17 protein-coding genes and 1 pseudogene are annotated in these 16,342 nt (G+C 54.1%); 8 read left to right on the top strand and 10 right to left on the bottom strand.

What is annotated here, in order from left to right; genetic code table 11:
• The first annotated feature begins 3 nt into the window (after nt 1-3).
• Genes AC6CHM_RS21520 through AC6CHM_RS21510 form a run of 3 tightly spaced genes read left to right on the top strand, consistent with a single transcriptional unit; the run spans nt 4 to nt 2,307 of the window.
• Nucleotides 4-651, top strand: a complete 648-nt coding sequence (locus AC6CHM_RS21520; RefSeq protein WP_498174760.1) for a ChrR family anti-sigma-E factor — start codon at nt 4-6, stop codon at nt 649-651.
• The gene (locus AC6CHM_RS21515) at nt 651-1,517 is read left to right on the top strand and encodes an alpha/beta hydrolase (protein WP_498174758.1); all 867 of its coding nucleotides are present in this window, start codon (nt 651-653) and stop codon (nt 1,515-1,517) included. Before AC6CHM_RS21520 ends, AC6CHM_RS21515 begins: the two co-directional genes overlap by 1 nt.
• Nucleotides 1,510-2,307, top strand: coding sequence for a DUF1295 domain-containing protein (locus AC6CHM_RS21510; RefSeq protein ID WP_498174756.1), 798 nt, complete (start codon nt 1,510-1,512; stop codon nt 2,305-2,307). Before AC6CHM_RS21515 ends, AC6CHM_RS21510 begins: the two co-directional genes overlap by 8 nt.
• An 18-nt stretch (nt 2,308-2,325) precedes the next feature.
• Here the strand turns inward: AC6CHM_RS21510 and AC6CHM_RS21505 are convergent, their stop codons facing one another.
• Nucleotides 2,326-2,739, bottom strand: coding sequence for a DUF2177 family protein (locus tag AC6CHM_RS21505; RefSeq protein ID WP_498174754.1), 414 nt, complete (start codon nt 2,737-2,739; stop codon nt 2,326-2,328).
• A gap of 161 nt (nt 2,740-2,900) precedes the next feature.
• Between AC6CHM_RS21505 and AC6CHM_RS21500 the strand changes: the two genes are divergently transcribed.
• Both AC6CHM_RS21500 and AC6CHM_RS21495 read left to right on the top strand, forming a co-directional pair.
• Nucleotides 2,901-3,293, top strand: a complete 393-nt coding sequence (locus tag AC6CHM_RS21500; protein ID WP_498174752.1) for a hypothetical protein — start codon at nt 2,901-2,903, stop codon at nt 3,291-3,293.
• A 2-nt stretch (nt 3,294-3,295) separates the two neighbouring features.
• Complete coding sequence (locus AC6CHM_RS21495; protein ID WP_498174750.1) at nt 3,296-4,639, top strand: MFS transporter; 1,344 nt, start codon at nt 3,296-3,298, stop codon at nt 4,637-4,639.
• Nucleotides 4,640-5,391: 752 nt separating this feature from the next.
• On the opposite strand, the pseudogene AC6CHM_RS21490 reads toward AC6CHM_RS21495, so the two are convergent.
• From AC6CHM_RS21490 to AC6CHM_RS21480, 3 genes and pseudogenes are all read right to left on the bottom strand, one after another.
• A pseudogene (locus AC6CHM_RS21490) lies at nt 5,392-5,643 on the bottom strand (PaaI family thioesterase); the annotation flags it as partial.
• A 236-nt stretch (nt 5,644-5,879) separates the two neighbouring features.
• Nucleotides 5,880-6,347, bottom strand: a complete 468-nt coding sequence (locus AC6CHM_RS21485; RefSeq protein WP_498174748.1) for a GNAT family N-acetyltransferase — start codon at nt 6,345-6,347, stop codon at nt 5,880-5,882.
• A 30-nt stretch (nt 6,348-6,377) separates the two neighbouring features.
• Nucleotides 6,378-6,794 (bottom strand): DUF6463 family protein, encoded by a 417-nt coding sequence (locus AC6CHM_RS21480; protein ID WP_498174746.1) that lies wholly within the window; start codon nt 6,792-6,794, stop codon nt 6,378-6,380.
• Between the two features lie 75 nt (nt 6,795-6,869).
• Here AC6CHM_RS21480 and AC6CHM_RS21475 point away from each other — a divergent pair, with 75 nt between their 5' ends.
• Nucleotides 6,870-7,466: a TetR/AcrR family transcriptional regulator gene (locus tag AC6CHM_RS21475; RefSeq protein WP_498174744.1), complete on the top strand. Its 597-nt coding sequence runs from the start codon at nt 6,870-6,872 to the stop codon at nt 7,464-7,466.
• A gap of 1,190 nt (nt 7,467-8,656) precedes the next feature.
• On the opposite strand, the gene AC6CHM_RS21470 is transcribed toward AC6CHM_RS21475, so the two are convergent.
• The 3 genes from AC6CHM_RS21470 to wrbA form a co-directional block, all read right to left on the bottom strand.
• The gene (locus AC6CHM_RS21470; protein WP_498174742.1) at nt 8,657-9,619 is read right to left on the bottom strand and encodes a LysR family transcriptional regulator; all 963 of its coding nucleotides are present in this window, start codon (nt 9,617-9,619) and stop codon (nt 8,657-8,659) included.
• A 69-nt stretch (nt 9,620-9,688) separates the two neighbouring features.
• Nucleotides 9,689-10,888 (bottom strand): MFS transporter, encoded by a 1,200-nt coding sequence (locus AC6CHM_RS21465; RefSeq protein WP_498174740.1) that lies wholly within the window; start codon nt 10,886-10,888, stop codon nt 9,689-9,691.
• Nucleotides 10,889-10,891: 3 nt separating this feature from the next.
• A complete protein-coding gene (gene wrbA / locus AC6CHM_RS21460; protein ID WP_498174738.1) occupies nt 10,892-11,518 on the bottom strand; it encodes an NAD(P)H:quinone oxidoreductase in 627 nt (208 codons plus the stop codon).
• A gap of 103 nt (nt 11,519-11,621) precedes the next feature.
• On the opposite strand from wrbA, the gene AC6CHM_RS21455 reads away from it, so the two are divergent.
• Nucleotides 11,622-11,867, top strand: a complete 246-nt coding sequence (locus AC6CHM_RS21455; RefSeq protein ID WP_498174736.1) for a CYTH domain-containing protein — start codon at nt 11,622-11,624, stop codon at nt 11,865-11,867.
• Between the two features lie 335 nt (nt 11,868-12,202).
• On the opposite strand, the gene AC6CHM_RS21450 is transcribed toward AC6CHM_RS21455, so the two are convergent.
• The 3 genes from AC6CHM_RS21450 to AC6CHM_RS21440 are packed head-to-tail and all read right to left on the bottom strand — an operon-like array spanning nt 12,203 to nt 14,981.
• On the bottom strand, nt 12,203-13,366 hold the full coding sequence (locus AC6CHM_RS21450) for a patatin-like phospholipase family protein (RefSeq protein ID WP_498174734.1): 1,164 nt from the start codon (nt 13,364-13,366) through the stop codon (nt 12,203-12,205).
• Nucleotides 13,367-13,395: 29 nt separating this feature from the next.
• Nucleotides 13,396-14,139, bottom strand: a complete 744-nt coding sequence (locus AC6CHM_RS21445; protein ID WP_498174732.1) for an acetoacetate decarboxylase — start codon at nt 14,137-14,139, stop codon at nt 13,396-13,398.
• A gap of 35 nt (nt 14,140-14,174) precedes the next feature.
• Nucleotides 14,175-14,981, bottom strand: a complete 807-nt coding sequence (locus tag AC6CHM_RS21440) for a 3-hydroxybutyrate dehydrogenase (protein ID WP_498174730.1) — start codon at nt 14,979-14,981, stop codon at nt 14,175-14,177.
• 257 nt (nt 14,982-15,238) lie between these two features.
• Here AC6CHM_RS21440 and pstS point away from each other — a divergent pair, with 257 nt between their 5' ends.
• Nucleotides 15,239-16,318, top strand: coding sequence for a phosphate ABC transporter substrate-binding protein PstS (gene pstS / locus AC6CHM_RS21435; protein WP_498174728.1), 1,080 nt, complete (start codon nt 15,239-15,241; stop codon nt 16,316-16,318).
• Nucleotides 16,319-16,342: the final 24 nt, after the last annotated feature.

Here is a 16,342-nt window from a genome sequence, read left to right as displayed (position 1 = left end):
ATCATGAATAATCGCCCCACCGACGAAATCCTGATGGCCTATTCGGCAGGAACCCTCCCGCAGGGGCCCGCGCTTGTCGTGGCCGCACATCTTACCCTTTGTCCGGAAAGCCGCGAGCGCGTGCGCCGGTTCGAAACCATAGGCGGCATAGTGCTGGAGGATATTCCGTCTGTAGCGATGCCGTCAGATGCGCTGGAAAAGACGCTCGCCCGGCTCGGCGAGCAGCCCACTTCACCGGCCAATGCACTGGGGCGATGGCTTGCCGATATGCCGGCAGATATGACGCTGCCTTCACCGCTGAAACATTATGATATCGGCAAATGGCGGTTTCTGGCACCCGGTGTGCATTGGAGTTCCATCGGGAAGGGCGGTCCGGCACGGACGCGGCCGATGCTGCTGCGCGCAAAACCCGGCATGGTCCTGCCGGAGCATACACATGCGGGAACCGAGTATACGCTGGTTCTGAAGGGCTCATTGCATGATGCGGTGGGTGATTATCACGTCGGGGATCTGATTATCGCCGATGCGAGCCTTGAACACGAACCCACGGCAGGTCCCGACGAAGAATGTATTTGCCTCGCAGTGGTCGATGGTCGCCTGCGCATGAAGAGCCTGGTCGGGAGAATCGTCCAGCCGCTCCTCGGCTTTTGATGTCGCGCGCGTTCGCTGTCGTCACAATGGTTATCGCAGCCACAGTTGGGCTCGCGGCCTGTTCGCCCGGGCGTGTCTTGAATCTCGCCACGTCATCAAACGATGCGAAGGTCGACAAAAATATCGTCTATGGCAAGGGACCGCGCCAGACTCTTGACGTCTATGCTCCAAGGATCACCCAGGGTGCACCGGTTGCGGTCTTCTTTTATGGCGGCAGCTGGCAGAGCGGTGACAAACAGACTTATCAGTTCGTGGCATCGGCGCTTGCCGCAAGGGGGATCGTAGCCATCGTTCCCGATTACCGGCTTTATCCTGAAGTTCACTATGAAGGTTTTCTGAGCGATGGCGCAAAAGCCGTGGCCTGGGCCAAAAACCATGCACGCCAGTATGGGGGAACCCCCGAACGGCTTTTTGTGATAGGTCACTCTGCAGGCGCCTATATTGCCGCCATGCTGGCGCTCGACGATGAGTGGCTTGCCCGGGAGGGCCTGTCGCCGGAACGCGATTTGAAAGGTTTCGTCGGAATTTCCGGCCCCTATGACATCCTGCCGTTCACAGACAAGAAAATCGCCGATATTTTCAGTACCGCTAAAACGCAAGAGTCGTCGCAACCGATCAGTTTCGCCGGTGGCCGCAGCCCCCCGGTGCTGGTGCTTCACGGAACCGGCGACAAGACAGTATATCCCGGGAACAGCACGCGGCTTGCTGACAAGCTGCGCCTCGCCGGTAACCCGGTAAAAGTCAAACTCTATTCCGCTGTCGGGCACCTCGGTATTATCGGTGCCATGGGTTCGCCCATGCGTTTTGTTGCGCCCACTTTGAAAGATACCACCGATTTTATCCTGGGTATTTCAACGAATGACTGAAATTTCCACGCTCGCGGTGGCTGCATTTGCACTTTGCCTGATAATGGCTGCCGCCTGGCAAATGCAGCGGACAAGCGGCAATGATGGCTGGGCCGATGTATTCTGGTCGTTTGGCGTTGGCATTGTTGGGGTCAGTGCTGTGCTTGTTCCCGCCGCTATGGTTGACCCAGCACGGCGCAATCTCGTCGCTTTGCTGTTGGCGTTATGGTCACTGCGGCTCGGTGGTCATATTCTGTTCAGAACCCTGAAGAACGATGATGATCCACGCTATGCCAAATTGCGCAAAGAATGGGGCAATGCAGCAGCTCGCCGCATGTTCCTTTTTTTGCAAAGTCAGGCGTTTGCCGGGATCATACTCGTCATCTGCGTCTATATCGCCGCGCGCCGGCCCGAAGCGAATTTGGACTTTGCTGATTATTGCGGTGTGCTGATCATGCTGGTGGCCGTGACCGGCGAGGCAATCGCCGATTGGCAACTGAAGCGTTTCGGCCATGCTCGCGCCAATCGCGGCAAGATCTGCGATGCGGGATTGTGGCGATGGTCCCGGCATCCAAACTACTTTTTCGAATGGCTTGGCTGGATATCCTATGTGCCGATTGCAACCGGTCTTGGCTGTGGCTATTCCTACGGGTGGATCACACTCGCTGCGCCGGTGCTGATGTATGTCCTGCTTCGCTACGTTTCCGGTGTGCCGCCGCTGGAAGAGCACATGTTGGCAACCCGCGGGCAAGCCTTTCGCGATTATCAGCGGCGAACCAATATCTTCTTTCCGTTTCCCTCAAAGGACTAGGCCTTGAGCCAGGAAAGACTACTGAAACTTTGACAGCGCCCAGCTCGTGCCAAAGAAGCTCAAGGTTGCCGACGTGCCAGAAACAAATGTACCCCAGGCCATATCGACTACGGTGACGGCTGTTGACCACTGTTTCAACGTTGCCTGACTGGTGAGGTCGTAGGTGGCATAAGCCATGAAGCCGAACAATGCACCATAGGTGAGCGCTGTCGCCCAGCGGCCATTTTCCAGAGCCGGACCCACTGCGAAGATAACGACGCCGGCGACAAAAATGACATAGAACAGCACAGCGGCGGGATAGTTGACATCCGTGGCCATGATGTCGGGAAGACGGGCCCTGTAAAAAGTCGTTGCTATGCTGCTCAGCCAGATGAAATCGAGAATGAAGAAGACCGCGGCTGTCGAAAGGTAGGCGAGCACATATTTGAGCATTGTTACATCCCTTTCAGCCATATACGTGTGCCAATCCGTATCGGATCAATCGGGCCATGCCTGCCACTGGCGGATGGCTCTTGTCGCCTTTGGGTGAACCAAACTGCGGGTAGACGCGTATCTCTCTCAACGCCCATATTTCAGGCCATGGGAGCTCAGCAATGATAAATACGACAAGAAACCTCCTTTTGTGCATGCTTGCCCTTCTTTACCCGGGCAATGTTGCTGCGGCTAAGGATTTGTCAGGTCCAGAGATCAAAAAATTGATCTCTGGCGAAAGAGTATATCTCTCCACCCCCTTCGGCACGGAACTTCCCTTAAACTACAAATCCAACGGAGAAGTCGCCGGCGACGTTTCCGGCATTTCGGCTGCGAGCATGTTTTCGCCGAAGGAAACGGGCAAATGGTGGATTGACGGGAACCGCCTGTGTCAACAATGGCCTACCTGGTACAAAGGCAGGCAGTTCTGTTTCACAATCAGCAAAATTGCCGAGAACCAAATCTCGTGGCTGCGTGACGATGGCACGTCCGGCACAGCCCGCATTGGCGACTGAAGGTGGGCGAAGACGGTAGAAACCGACTTAAACTGCGGCAATATCTGGCCTATGCGCTTCCCGCTGTTCCCATCGCCTCATTGACCCTGCCGCTCTACATTATCGTGCCAACCTTCTATGGCGAGGTCATGGGTCTATCTCTTGCAACTGTAGGTTTTGTTTTGTTGCTGATCCGAGTGCTCGACGCCCTATGCGACCCAATTATAGGATGGCTGTCCGATCGGTTCTCGCCAGCCTTTGGCCGCAGACGCAGTTTCTTCATTGGGTCTATCCCTTTGACTGCACTCGCCGCCTTCATGCTCTTTTGGCCACCGGTAAATGCCGGCGCAGTCTATCTTGGGCTTTGGGGCACCCTGCTGTCGATTGGATATACCGCGACACTTTTGCCCTATACTGCTTGGGGTGCGGAACTTTCGACTGATTACCGGGGGCGCTCCGTTGTGTCGGCATTCCGGGAGAGCGCGACCCTCGTGGGCACCCTCATTGCCATTGTCCTGCCCTTTGCCGTCGGCATTGCCAACAATAGCGGGTTTCACGGGCTCGCCGCCCTGTCTCTGTTTGTCCTGGTTTTGCTTCCGGTCTCGGGCCTGATTGCCGTCAGCAACGTCATCGAACCCTCGGACCGGTCGACCGGAACCCTTGGGTTTTCGAAGGCAATGCGGTTCGTTTTCAGCAATCGCGCTTTCATTCGGCTGGTCGTAGCTTTTCTCATAAACGGGCTTTCCAACGCCATACCCGCCACCTTGTTTCTCTATTTCGTGTCGGACAGGTTGGGCGTCCCCGATATGCGCGGCCCGCTTCTCTTTCTCTATTTTCTATGCGGTATCGCGGGTATTCCGCTTGCTGTCTGGTGTGCAGCGCGGGTCGGCAAACACCGCGCATGGTGCTATGGCATGGGCCTTGCATGCATTATTTTCTTCTTTGCGGGGTTTCTTGGTTTGGGCGACATTGCTGCTTTCGGTATTATCTGCGCGCTTACCGGTATTCTGCTCGGCTTTGACCTTGCTTTGCCCGGTTCCATCCAGGCGGACGTCATTGACGTCGATACGGCGAGTTCCGGCAGTCAACGCACCGGATTTTACTTTGCGGCATGGAGCCTCGCCACGAAGCTTGCATTGGCGCTGGCCGTTGGCATGGTGTTTCCCATACTGCAGTGGTCGGGATTTGAGTCTCGCATAAACGGGCAAGCGGAACCTCTTGCGCTAGATACGCTGGCGCTGCTCTATGCCTGGCTCCCCATTGCGTTCAAGCTGGTTGCGATCGCGATCATGTGGAACTTTCCGTTGGATGAGCAGTCGCAGATTGATCTGCGCCACCGTATCGAAACAAAACGCAGCGGCGTGTAATCATCCAAAACAACGCTTCCCACTTATTTTCATTGAGAAGACGATGGAAGATAGTGATGGCCAATCAATAAGGTTGATCGGTCTGGCTCTGCGGCAAGTATGTTCGCCGCGCCCGCGCGCTTGGAAATTTTCGCGCCATCAACGGCGTCAATCGCTCGTGAGCAGTTCCACTGAGGCGTTGTCACGTTGTTTCCGGCTTAACGGATGAAGCCTTACTGGTTTGGGAATGACACCACTGCTGGCAGTAGATGACCAGGTCCAATCTGCGCTGCATCCTGATGACGGATCACCGGAATAACGCCGTAACGAGCTCACATCATCATTTTCCGCGAAGGACGTCTTCCGCCGCTCGGCGAAACCTTGAATTTGTATTTCTGGCTCGTCGCTAGAGCTGGCAACCAGGGTTGCTACCAGAATTGTTGGACAAGAGAGTTCCAGGCAATTCTATCTGCGTCATCGACGCGTTGAAGCGCTGTCAGTTTCGCGACTCTCCTTCAGTCCGAGGCCCGTAAATTCGACCCATTGCGGACTTCCCTATGTCCTGTCGCCATCGGCGCGTGAACGGAAAACAGTTGCGAGATGCTGGTGGCGAGAACCCTGAATCGTTTCTCGTTTTCTCTCTTGCGAGCTTCCGCCTAATGATGCTCGGTTCTGTCGCGCGATATCTTGACGTATCCGAGGCTGCGATCCTCCAGCGGCATCGTCACTCCGGAGGCGAAAAGAAAAGTGCTCTCCGTAGCCCATCTTTGCGTCTACATGTCGGGGTTGAGCACCACTATAGGTGGGTTGAGATCGGTAAGCGCCTGCTTGGTTACAATCGTTCCCTGTGCGGCGGCACAGAGGCGTTCGGATCCTTGGGAAACGACGAATATGTCACACCGCGCCACCGCTTGCGTTCGGCCGGAATCCAACAAGCTGGCTCTCGCCAAAATCACTTCTCCGATCGCAGGTCGCAGGGAGTTGATCTTGAATTCGGAAGTGACGATCTGTCCTTGCAGTTGAGCTCCGCCCGCGAAAGTAAGAGCGTTGTCGGCAAGATAGCAAAGTACGCCACCATGGAAAACCCATTCTGCTAGCGTAGATCGTCACGAACCTGCAGCCTGATTTCAATCCCAAGTTCGGAAAACTTGGTCAATTCTGCGCCGATAAAAAGGCTGAACGGTTGCGAGGCAAACACTTTTGCGCTTCTTCGATATCCGGATTTAGCATTGAAGTCTCCTGGCAGCATTTGAATCTCTCGTTAGATTTCAGCTCCATTTTCTAACAGCTTCTCGAGTGTCGGAGCGGCAGAAAATTGCGTCATTGTCATTCCTTTAAACTGAAATCCAAGCGATTCGTAAAATTGCCGGGCTTGCTTCCCAGAAACCACATGGAGGGACCTTGCTCCATTTGTTAGCGCCTGCTCTTCTGCAACTTTCATCAAGAGCGTTGCCACGCCCTGCCGCCAAAATTCTGGATCGACGAACAAATCTTCCACCTCAGCTATACCGTTTACGGGTGGCAAAACCGTAGCAAAGCCAATGAGGCCTTCTGCACTTTCTGCCGCCAGAACATGCTGGATGTGTTCTGGTGATACTTGCAGGGCACCGGGAATAGCCATCAGTTCGCTGACGTGGTCTGCGTTCGCAATGGTGCAACGCCGCTTGATCTCAGCAAGTTGCAAGGCTTCATCAGCATGTATCGGCCTTATGGATATTGTTTTTTCCATCAACATATTCCCCTCGAGTCAGCGCTAGAATTATTTCTGTTGAGAGCTGCCAGCGCGCGCACCGATCAAAAGCAGGAGTGCCACCAGGGCCAGCAATGGAAATCCGCTTGGCTGCATGATAAGAGAACCTGCAAGAGACCATATCAGTAGCGCAACAGGTACAAAGAGTGGAACCGGGATGCGGTCTCTATCCATTCTCAGGATTAGGCCAGCAAGGATCATCAGTGGTACCATTGAGCTTCCAACCGTTGCCCAAAATGCGGCTCCGGCTGTAGCTGTCTCCTTCGGTTGCAGGCTAAATGGTGCCAAATGCTGAGTGGTCCAGAGTAAGCCGTTGGCCCATCCCGGCATTTCGAGCATGATATCCTCCAAGAAGAGAATGAGATGGAGGATGCAGACTGCAACAAGTGAATAGGCCGCGACACGAGTTAGTGTTAGTCGAACCATTGGGACCTCTTCCCCTTACAAAGCGTTTGTTTACGTCGCTGCAAAACTATACGGTGCCGTATAGTGGAGTTGACTATGAATAATAAAGAGGGGCCGTCACGTCAAATATGGATCGAGGCTGCTGTTGAAGAGCTGTCGATTGGCGGGATAAACGCGGTTCGAATTGAGCGACTGGCATCCCGATTGGGCATCAGCAAAGGTCCATTCTATTGGCGTTTCGCTGATCGCAGCGACCTTTTGAGTGCCGTACTTTCCTTTTGGGAAAACGAACTGACAGAAACGTTGATTATAGAAACACAAGCGGAGCCCACGCCACGCGAACGCCTCCAGAAACTAAACGAGCTGGCGCTGGTGTCACGACATGGAAATATCGATGTTGCCCGGGCAGAAGGTGCATTCAGGGCATGGGCTGCACTTGATTCGCAGGCAGCAGAGGCTGCAAAGAGAATAGACAAGCGTAGGCTGGATCATCTAGCGACCGAGATAGCAGCAATGGCAGCGGTACCGGGGGATCCTGCAAAACGAGCTGCGAAAGGGATCTATCTCGCCCTGCTCGGGCTTTACGTGGCCAGACAATACACGCCGGACCTTGCTGATGACGACGCATACCGCGACGTCGTCAAGTCGATACTTGATTCTGCCTGTTCGGTGAAAACGGATGCCTGGGAGTAGATTGTTTGATACGGGTCGGCAGCCTTTGTGAAAGGGCTTATGTCTTGGAGATTTTGCCCTGGACGACGCCAACAGTTTCATTGCCGCAGCGCCATTCGGAAAGCATGACTTGATGCCTTGAACGAGTAGGCCGCTCTGCATTTTGATTTTCAGGATGGCGACAATTTCAGCCAGGCTGCTTCCTGCGCATATGGCAAACACCGGAAAATTGTCAGCTCCAACCTATGTTCTCAGTTTAGCACCGTTTGGGTCAAAGGGCTGTTGACCGAGAATTACAGCATCGTGCGGACGTCTAAGGATTGCAACGCTTGCCTTGTGATAACTAGAATCGCAGCTTTGTTGATCGCAGTTCTCAGGCCGACGATGCGTCCCCCTGGCTCGAATGGCGCGACGGATATGATGTCACGTTTGAAGACGTTCTATGGCTGTCGAAACGCAAGGACAGCGTGCCAAAAATGGCCCGTGATAGCCTAATATTGGGAAGGATGGCAGGCCCGCGCGCAAGCGGATCGCGGGCGGGCATATATCACCCGGTCATTCTCCGAAGACGTCCACGCGCTTGACGCAGCTATGGCCGGTCAGGGAGCCGTGCTGGCCTCTGAGCTCCTCGTCAGCGATCAGTTGAGTGCAGGCAGGCTTGTTCCGCTCTCAGATATCTCGCTGCCAGGTCTGACTTATTGGGCGGTGTTCCTGACAAGCATCCCGCGGAGGAACGTTTGCAGATATTGCTCGATTGGTTCCGAAAGCAGGCGTCCAACCAGGTTTCATCGAATTTCGTGACAAGCCGTGGACTATGGTGATCGCGTCAGCTTCTATGCCGGTGCCCGATGATAGACTCTACGCTGACTCAGATGCATAGCTGGAGACACGCGACGTTCCATCCGCCTCTCTTCAATGCACCTTAATCATCTCAGAGTTAACCGCCGCAGTACGTGGCTTTGCGTTTGCTTGATCATCGGTTCTGACACAATGGTAGTTCTTTTGCTGATTGTGGGAATGGTCATGGGTCGCGACCATTCCATGCGAGTTTTTTCCATCGCCGACTTTACGCCGAAGCACACATTTTTTCTGGTGCAGGATCCGGGCATTCCAGTGTCCTGATCTTCGAATCCGTTGGGGAAGAAAGTTGGCTGCTTATCGGAAGCATTGCGACAGGATCCACATACCATGCTGGTCATGTCCTGTTCTGGCTATCGGTCGTTGGGGCGTACCTTCAACGCGATGCCCGCAGGTTGTGTAACGCGAACGTCGCGAGCCAGCTTTGTTAATGCATCCGAAAAGGCACGCGCCGCCGGGCCTAGCGGTTCGTCCAGTCGGCGAGCAAGATAGGTTTCAGCTGTCACTTGGCTTTCGCGCCCCAAGGAGCCTGTTGCCAGTCGCACCAAATTTCCCTCGCTGATGTCACGCTCCACTTGCCAGGAAGGTAGCCGACCCCACCCCAATCCTGAAAGGATCAACGCATGTTTCGTGTCCTGGCTGTTAACCCTGCACGTTTGCGGGGAGATGACACCGAAATCATGCCCCTCAGACAGAGGTGAAGGATCCGACTGGACAATTTGAACGTGATCCGCAAGATCCGGTATTTCCAGCGCTTTGCTTAATGCAAACATTGCAAGAGGGTGCGTAGGTGCGACAACCGCTACCAGAGCGATCGATGAAATCGCATCGAGAGCGACCCGGGGATCACGAAAGTGCTCACCAACGATTATCCCTAAAGTACATCTTTTTTCGAGCAATGTGTTTAACGGTCCTCCCATTGGTTCGACTGATAATCGAACGGCCACCGACGGAAATTTCTCGCGTATATGGGTCAATGCTTTTCCAACTATGGATAAGGGAAACAGCGAGTCCACGACCAGTGAAAGCTCAAGTTCCACACCACCCCCAATTCCGCGCGCTCTAGCCCGCATGACATCCACTCGTAGCAGAATGTCTCGAGCATTGACCAACAGGGCAGCACCCTCGGGCGTCAAGACAGGGCGATGTCCAGAGCGATCGAAAACTTCAACTCCCATTTGACCTTCGAGATTGGCAATGGAATGACTTATGGCCGATTGAACGCGTGAGAGACGAATGGCTGCTGCGCGGAAACTTCCGGTTTCCGCAACAGTAACAAATGTTCGCATTTGATCCAGGGTTAGCCCATCAATCATGTCAGTTTTGTCCCTGTTTTGCACCAGCTCGCAAGACTTCGATAAACATCGGGCCTTCGTCCATGGGCGCTACCTCTCAACTCTATTGAGTGTCGCCCGCAGAAACAACGCCGCGATGACTGCCAAAATTGCTCCCGCGCCAACGATCATCGCCGCAGTAGGCCAGCCGAAGTTTTGAATTGCGGTGCCTATGCCGACCGGCCCGATGACTTGTCCGAAGTTGCTTCCCTGCATCAGGAGGCCCACAACAACGGGCGTGAGTGTTGCCCTGCCGGCAACAATCGGGGCAGTGGAGAGAAGCGTTGCCGGAATCAGCCCGCCAATGCCGCAAAACACAATGCACAGGAGAAAAGTCAGGCTGTTTGTCAATACACCAAGAAAAATCGCCAGCGAACACAGACCCATGATGATGCTTGCACCCGCGATGAGCAGCCAGCGCGGCGTTTCCCTTGAAAGAAAAAAGCCCGCAGCAAGATTGCCAATAATATTGGATGCTATGGCCAGCGCACTCAGAAGGCCAGCAGTGGTCAGGGAAACGTGCATTCTCTCCATCAGCAGGACCGGAAGAAAGCTGAAGAGGGCGAAAAACATCAGGCTATATATGGCAAAACAGACTGCCAAAAGAACAGGTCCCCGCGCCGTAATTGTTGCAGCGGCATCGGCTGCCACACGGCTCCACGACAGTAGAGGACCGAGGCGAGGACGGGGTATCGTCGCGAGTGACACAAGGATTGTAGCTCCTGCCAATATGGCACTTGCCCACCAGATTGATTGCCAGCTGGCAAATAGCGGGCCGAAGAGCAATGCAATCGCCATCCCACCGGGCATGAAACAACTCCACAGGGCAAAAGCTTTATTCCGATGCTCTTCAGTAACGACCCGCTGGAGGATTCCAGGTCCCGCGACTGTGATGAAGAGGAAGCCGAATCCTTCGATGATCCGTGACCCAAGCAAAACCGTGAACGAAGATGACAGCGCGCCTGATACGGCCCCTATGACAATAGCCAGCAACCCGGTAATCAGCATGCGCCGATCGCCCCAGCCAGCAACGAGGGCACCAGCCGGTATCCCCCCAGCCAGTCCAAGGACGGCGAATATAGAAGTCAGCCAACTGATCGTCGCAAGATCAAGATCCAGGTCCGCCTGCATAATGGGTGTTGCTATGGCGCCTTTGCCGACCTGCAAAGCGGCAGTGACACCTGCGGCAACGACGGCAAAGACGGTCGTCCACCGGGTAGCCTCGCGAAATTGTCCATCTGTCTTGCCCATGACCTAGCCTGCTTTCGCAAAACATGCAGCAGTCAAAGGTTTCGCTATTTCTGCGACGTAGCGTCCCTGGAAACGCGCGCCGGCAAGCTCATTGGCGCTTGGCTCTCGATTGCCGCCTTTGCCATCATCGGCCAAGGTAGACGCGCCGTAAGGCGATCCACCAGTGATTTCGCTCATCGTCATCTGTCCCTCGAACGTATAGGGCAGGCCGACGACCACCATTCCCAGATGCATCAGCACAATATGGGTGGAAAGGATTGTCGATTCCTGACCGCCGTGCTGGCTGCCTGTGGAAGTAAAAACGCTTCCCACTTTGCCTACCAGCGCATGGCTTGCCCAGAGTCCACCTGTCTGATCAAGGAAGTTTTTCATTTGAGACGCCATGTTTCCGAAGCGCGTCGGGGTCCCGATAATGATTGCATCATAGTCCACAAGTTCGGAAACCGATGCGATGGCGGCATCCTGCTCAGTCTTGTAGCCAGATTTCGTGCATACCTCTTTGGGCACGATCTCCGGCACGCGTTTTATGGTCGCAAATGCTCCCGCTTCGCGTACGCCTTCTGCTACGGCGGCGGCCATAGTCTCCACATGGCCGTATGATGAATAATAAAGGACCAGTACTTTTGTCATTGTGCACCCTTTCCGTGGACTGATATGGAAAGCGTGCCTTACCTAGTCGATCAGTAATAGTGAGATAGTTTGCATCAAAAGCGACAAGAAAATAGATCAGTCGATGGATCTTCGTTACGGCGTGCAGTTGACTGAAGTAGAACTGAAACTTGAAATTGATGTCGCCAGTTTTGAGCGGCTTGCGTCATCGGACTTGCTCGGCGATCCGGATGAGACGATCGAGCAGACCTCAACCTATTTCGACACTAGCGACAATTCATTTTTTGCCGAGGGCTTCACGCTGCGGATCCGAAAGGTCGGCATGAACAGGCGGGAGAGCCTATGCCTGAATGGCCGGGTCTTCCAGTGACTGCCCAATGGGAATCGTCTGATCCAGTCTTAGCTGAAGGGGAGCCATGGGAGCGGAAACAAGCCTTCTCTCGTGCATTGATGGAACTCGACCGCAGGCTTAAAATATTCATTAATTTACCCTTAGCGTCGCTTGATCGGTTGAGCGTGCAGACCCGAGTAAACGAAATCGGCAAATCTTAGAATGCCAATCTCGAAATGTTCTCGGATCGGATCGAACTATGAGTGCCATTTTTCCAAGTGTAATGGGACTCGTGCGTTGCTACACGGTACCCGTTTAGAATATGCAGGCCACGCTCCTCGCCTACAGTAAAAATCCAAACCACACCATATTAGTTAACTTGGATCATCACGATGGACATCGTGCACCGTCATGCCGACAGACTCTGGCGGCTTTTCCAGCCAGGTACGGTGGCGCAGGGTCTTTCGCGTATCTTCATAGCCAGAATCCCAATGTTCGCGCATCGAAGTTCCGGAGAATTCGTAATCCTTGGCATGGCCTTCATAAAGTTTTTGCTGGTAGATGAGGTGAACAATGTTGATCTGTGGCACATCCTGCATGGAGGAAAGAAATTCCCTATCCTCAGCGGTGAGCGCTTCGGCTGGCACGCGCAGCAAGGCCTGATGCAGCTTCAGTTTGAGATTATGCAGCCGGCGGAATGTATCCGTGTTGTTGCGTGTCCGGCTCGAATACATAATATCCTTGTGTCGGGCGAGCACATCCGGCATTTCGCGGGGCAGAGTCCCGCGTGCACTGAACAGATCGACCTGGAAGACAAGCGTATCATGAACATCTTCCTGTTCCAGCAAATATTGCAGTGGTGTGTTCGATACAATGCCGCCATCCCAGTAATATTCGTTTTCGATATGGATCGCTGGAAAAGCCGGGGGAAGTGCGCCAGACGCCATAATATGTTGGGCTGAGATAGTTTCGATTTCACTGTCGAAATAGCGGAAGTTGCCTGTCCTCACATTTACGGCACCGACGCTCAGCCGTTGCTGTCTGTCGTTCAGAACCTTCCAATCGATCAGCCGGTTCAGCGTGGTTTCCAGTTCGCTGGTATCATAGAAACTGGTCGCGCCGGATGCCCCCGCAAGCTGTTGCCAGGGGTTCATTTCCCGCGGTGCAAAAAAGCCCGGTAGCCCCGAAGTCATGGTCATCATGGCGCTGGCCTGATTGCGCAGCTTGCGAAAGTAGTCGCCCTCCGGTGTGAAATGCCAGACCTTTCTGCTGGATACCGTCTCCCAGAAATTCCTTAGCCGATCCACCTGGTCTCCCGGTTTATTGCCCGCAATGATCGCCGCGTTTATCGCTCCGATCGAAACGCCTGATAACCAGTTGGCGGCCACGCCTGCCTCGCTTAATGCCTGAAAAACCCCGGCTTGATAGGCACCGAGTGCGCCGCCGCCCTGAAAGACAAGCGCGACCGACTGATAGGGATCAAGCACCTCCTTGATACTGACAGCCTTGTTCTTGGGAGTGCCGGCTAACTGGTCCATGTTGATACGTTCCTTTGTGACCGGGCGATTCAAACCGGATCACTCAAATAATCATGAACGACTTTGCCCATGCCCAAGGTTAGATCGGCAAGGAAATGCACCGCGCCGATGACTTCCAGAACCGGTAGCCGGGCGACATCGGCAATGACATGGCGATGAAGCTCGAGTTCGGCCGGGCCTGACCAGGCACCTTTCACGGTAATGTCTTCAAGGTGATACTGAACCAGTTCGCATATGCGCGGGGTGGCGTCGACATGCGGTATGATTTTGACGAGAAAATTAGGCTGCTTTAGAGACCTGGCAATTGCGGCTTTATCGACTGCATGATGTTTGTAGCCCATGGTCGCCGTTGCGCAAAGCACCGAACCGTAATGAAGGGTCCCGACGATCACTTCGCCTTCATGCACAAGCTTGGGATAGGCAAGCTTTTTGGGGAAGCCCCAGATTTCACGTCCACCGGCGATCGGGGCATCATCATCAAGGTACATGGCGTGGACATAGACACCCTCCTTCCCATCAAATCGCACCGGGATAACCTGACCGGACTCGACGTAATCGCCAAAACCCGTTGAATCCGGCATCTTGATGAATTCATATTTCACGATCGGCTCGACAATTTCAAGCGGTGCGGGAACAACCTGCCGCAAGGCGTCAATATCGGTTCGATAGGTGATGATGACATATTCCCTGTCCGTGAACCGATAAGGTCCGGGCGGATAGGCCGGGTTGGTCAGAGGCATCGCATAGGCGCGGCGAACATCGTCGGATTTCATATGATCTGTCCCTTGAATAGCTACGAAAGCATTGTTCAATGTGCGGTCCATCCACCGTCAACGGGAATGATCGCACCAGTGATTGAAGCGGTGTCGTGCGAACACAGGAATGCCGCAAGCGCCGCTACTTGATCGATGGTTACGAATTCCTTCGTGGGTTGCGCTTCCAGAAGCACGTCATGGATCACCTGTTCCTTGGTCATGCCGCGGGCAGCCATGGTGCCTGGGATCTGCGCTTCGACCAATGGCGTCCAGACATATCCGGGGCAGATCGCGTTCACCGTTATCCGGTTTGCTGCAACCTCCAGGGCGGCGGTCTTCGTCAGACCGGCAATGCCGTGCTTGGCGGCCACGTAGGCAGATTTGTAGGGGGATGCGACCAGGGCATGTGCAGACGCAATGTTGATGATCCGGCCCCATCCGCGTGCCTTCATCGGGGGAATGACCGCCTTGATGGCATGGAAGGCAGCGCCAAGATTTATCTGCAGGATCGCTTCCCACTTCTCGTCCGGAAACTCGTCGATCGGTGCCACATGCTGAATGCCGGCATTGTTGATCAGAATATCGCATGAACCGAGCTCATCGACTGCAAGCTGTACCATGTCGGAAATTTCGGGACCAGAAAGCATGTTCGCCGGCGAGTACAGACACCGCACGGAAAATTCGGTTTCAATGGCACTCCGTTCCGCTTCGATAACAGAGGCATCACCGAGGCCATTGATCACGACGTTCACCCCTTGCCCTGCCAACCGGCGCGCTATGCCCATACCAATGCCGCTTGTCGATCCGGTTACGATCGCGACCTTGTTCTTGAGGCCGGCATCGCCTGCGCTGTCGGACATCTAAACCTCCTGCGGAATGTGACCTTCGTAGTCGAGCAATGTAAATCTCCTCGACGTGTCAGTTGAATGACAGGCGACTGCCAATTTCGGTGATGGTCCCAATAAGAATCCGAAGCAGGGAGTTGTCATCAATGTTTTAAGAAACGGAGATACTGAAAAAGTAAGAATAGTTTTTAAGCAAGCCAGACGTTTCAAACTCCTTTGAAGCGAAGGCGATCAGCCTTCGTGAACCTTTAATTGATCATATCTGAGGTACAATGATGAAACGCTCCGTGCTGTTTATGCTCCAAAAAATATCATGCGTTTCACGCATTTTTGTTTTGGCGATCACGATCTTCGTCGTCTTGCTATCCCCCGCCAGAGCTGAACCAATCCGCGGCGCCGGCTCGACATTTGCAGCGCCCATCATTGCGAAATGGGCTGAAAACTACAAAGCATCCCGCACAGATGGTGGAGATTTCACTTCGCCGGACTGGACGGTAGACTATGAATTGGTAGGATCGCTTGCAGGTGTTATGCGCCTCAGCCAGCCGGAAATGGATTTTGCGGCAACAGACGTTCCATTATCGCATGCGGAACTTGCCAAACATGGGCGTCAGCAATTCCCGATTGTTTTGGGCAGCGTTGCCATCGCAATCAATCTGGAAGGCATTGACCGGTTGAATCTGTCGGGTCCGCTTCTTGCGGATATTTATCTTGGCAAAATCCAATCATGGTCCGACCCGGCGATAAAGCTGTTAAATCCGGAATTAAATCTCCCGGACATCAAGATCAGTCCCATCCATCGCAAGGATGGATCAGGCACTACCTATATGTTCTCCAGCTACCTTTCCTCCAAGAATGATGAGTGGAAAGCGAAATATGGGGCGGACACGCTGATAGCCTGGCCGTGGGGGACCAGTGTCGAAGGGACACAAGACTTAATTCTTACGGTGAAAGCCACAAAGGGCGCCATTGCCTATGCGGAATATGGGCAGGTCGAAAGAGCACAACTGACGGTTGCTGCCATTGAGAACAAGTCAGGCAAATTCGTTCTGCCCGGCCCGGAGGGTGTTAACGCAGCGCAAGCGGCCGTTGACTGGACGAAGGCGGAGGATTTTGCCCTATCCCTCACTGACCAGCCCGGAGACGCGACCTATCCGATATGCGGTGCCACTTATGCCGTCGTGCCAATAGAGGGTCGTTCACCTGGTCGCTATCGCCGTGTCCATGACTATTTCCGACTGGCATTTGAGAGCGGCGCCCGCGATGCGCAGGCCCTGCGTTATGTGCCTTTATCGGAACCTCTGGTGAGCCGGATAAAGCAATATTGGCTGATCGGCTCCTCAACGCAATGAAAGCTAAAGCATGCCTGCAAGGGG

This window comes from Phyllobacterium sp. GQ127 (genome assembly GCF_059758635.1).
Note: the sequence above shows the minus strand (reverse complement) of the source record. Positions and strands in the feature narration are given on the sequence as shown.

Bases quoted from the DNA above. Each gene is read 5' to 3' on its own strand.
- AC6CHM_RS21520 (WP_498174760.1), top strand. From the start codon at position 4: ATGAATAATCGCCCCACCGACGAAATCCTGATGGCCTATTCGGCAGGA.
- AC6CHM_RS21515 (WP_498174758.1), top strand. From the start codon at position 651: ATGTCGCGCGCGTTCGCTGTCGTCACAATGGTTATCGCAGCCACAGTT.
- AC6CHM_RS21510 (WP_498174756.1), top strand. From the start codon at position 1,510: ATGACTGAAATTTCCACGCTCGCGGTGGCTGCATTTGCACTTTGCCTG.
- AC6CHM_RS21505 (WP_498174754.1), bottom strand. From the start codon at position 2,739: ATGCTCAAATATGTGCTCGCCTACCTTTCGACAGCCGCGGTCTTCTTC.
- AC6CHM_RS21500 (WP_498174752.1), top strand. From the start codon at position 2,901: ATGATAAATACGACAAGAAACCTCCTTTTGTGCATGCTTGCCCTTCTT.
- AC6CHM_RS21485 (WP_498174748.1), bottom strand. From the start codon at position 6,347: ATGGAAAAAACAATATCCATAAGGCCGATACATGCTGATGAAGCCTTG.
- AC6CHM_RS21480 (WP_498174746.1), bottom strand. From the start codon at position 6,794: ATGGTTCGACTAACACTAACTCGTGTCGCGGCCTATTCACTTGTTGCA.
- AC6CHM_RS21475 (WP_498174744.1), top strand. From the start codon at position 6,870: ATGAATAATAAAGAGGGGCCGTCACGTCAAATATGGATCGAGGCTGCT.
- AC6CHM_RS21470 (WP_498174742.1), bottom strand. From the start codon at position 9,619: ATGATTGATGGGCTAACCCTGGATCAAATGCGAACATTTGTTACTGTT.
- AC6CHM_RS21465 (WP_498174740.1), bottom strand. From the start codon at position 10,888: ATGGGCAAGACAGATGGACAATTTCGCGAGGCTACCCGGTGGACGACC.
- wrbA (WP_498174738.1), bottom strand. From the start codon at position 11,518: ATGACAAAAGTACTGGTCCTTTATTATTCATCATACGGCCATGTGGAG.
- AC6CHM_RS21455 (WP_498174736.1), top strand. From the start codon at position 11,622: ATGGATCTTCGTTACGGCGTGCAGTTGACTGAAGTAGAACTGAAACTT.
- AC6CHM_RS21450 (WP_498174734.1), bottom strand. From the start codon at position 13,366: ATGGACCAGTTAGCCGGCACTCCCAAGAACAAGGCTGTCAGTATCAAG.
- AC6CHM_RS21445 (WP_498174732.1), bottom strand. From the start codon at position 14,139: ATGAAATCCGACGATGTTCGCCGCGCCTATGCGATGCCTCTGACCAAC.
- AC6CHM_RS21440 (WP_498174730.1), bottom strand. From the start codon at position 14,981: ATGTCCGACAGCGCAGGCGATGCCGGCCTCAAGAACAAGGTCGCGATC.
- pstS (WP_498174728.1), top strand. From the start codon at position 15,239: ATGATGAAACGCTCCGTGCTGTTTATGCTCCAAAAAATATCATGCGTT.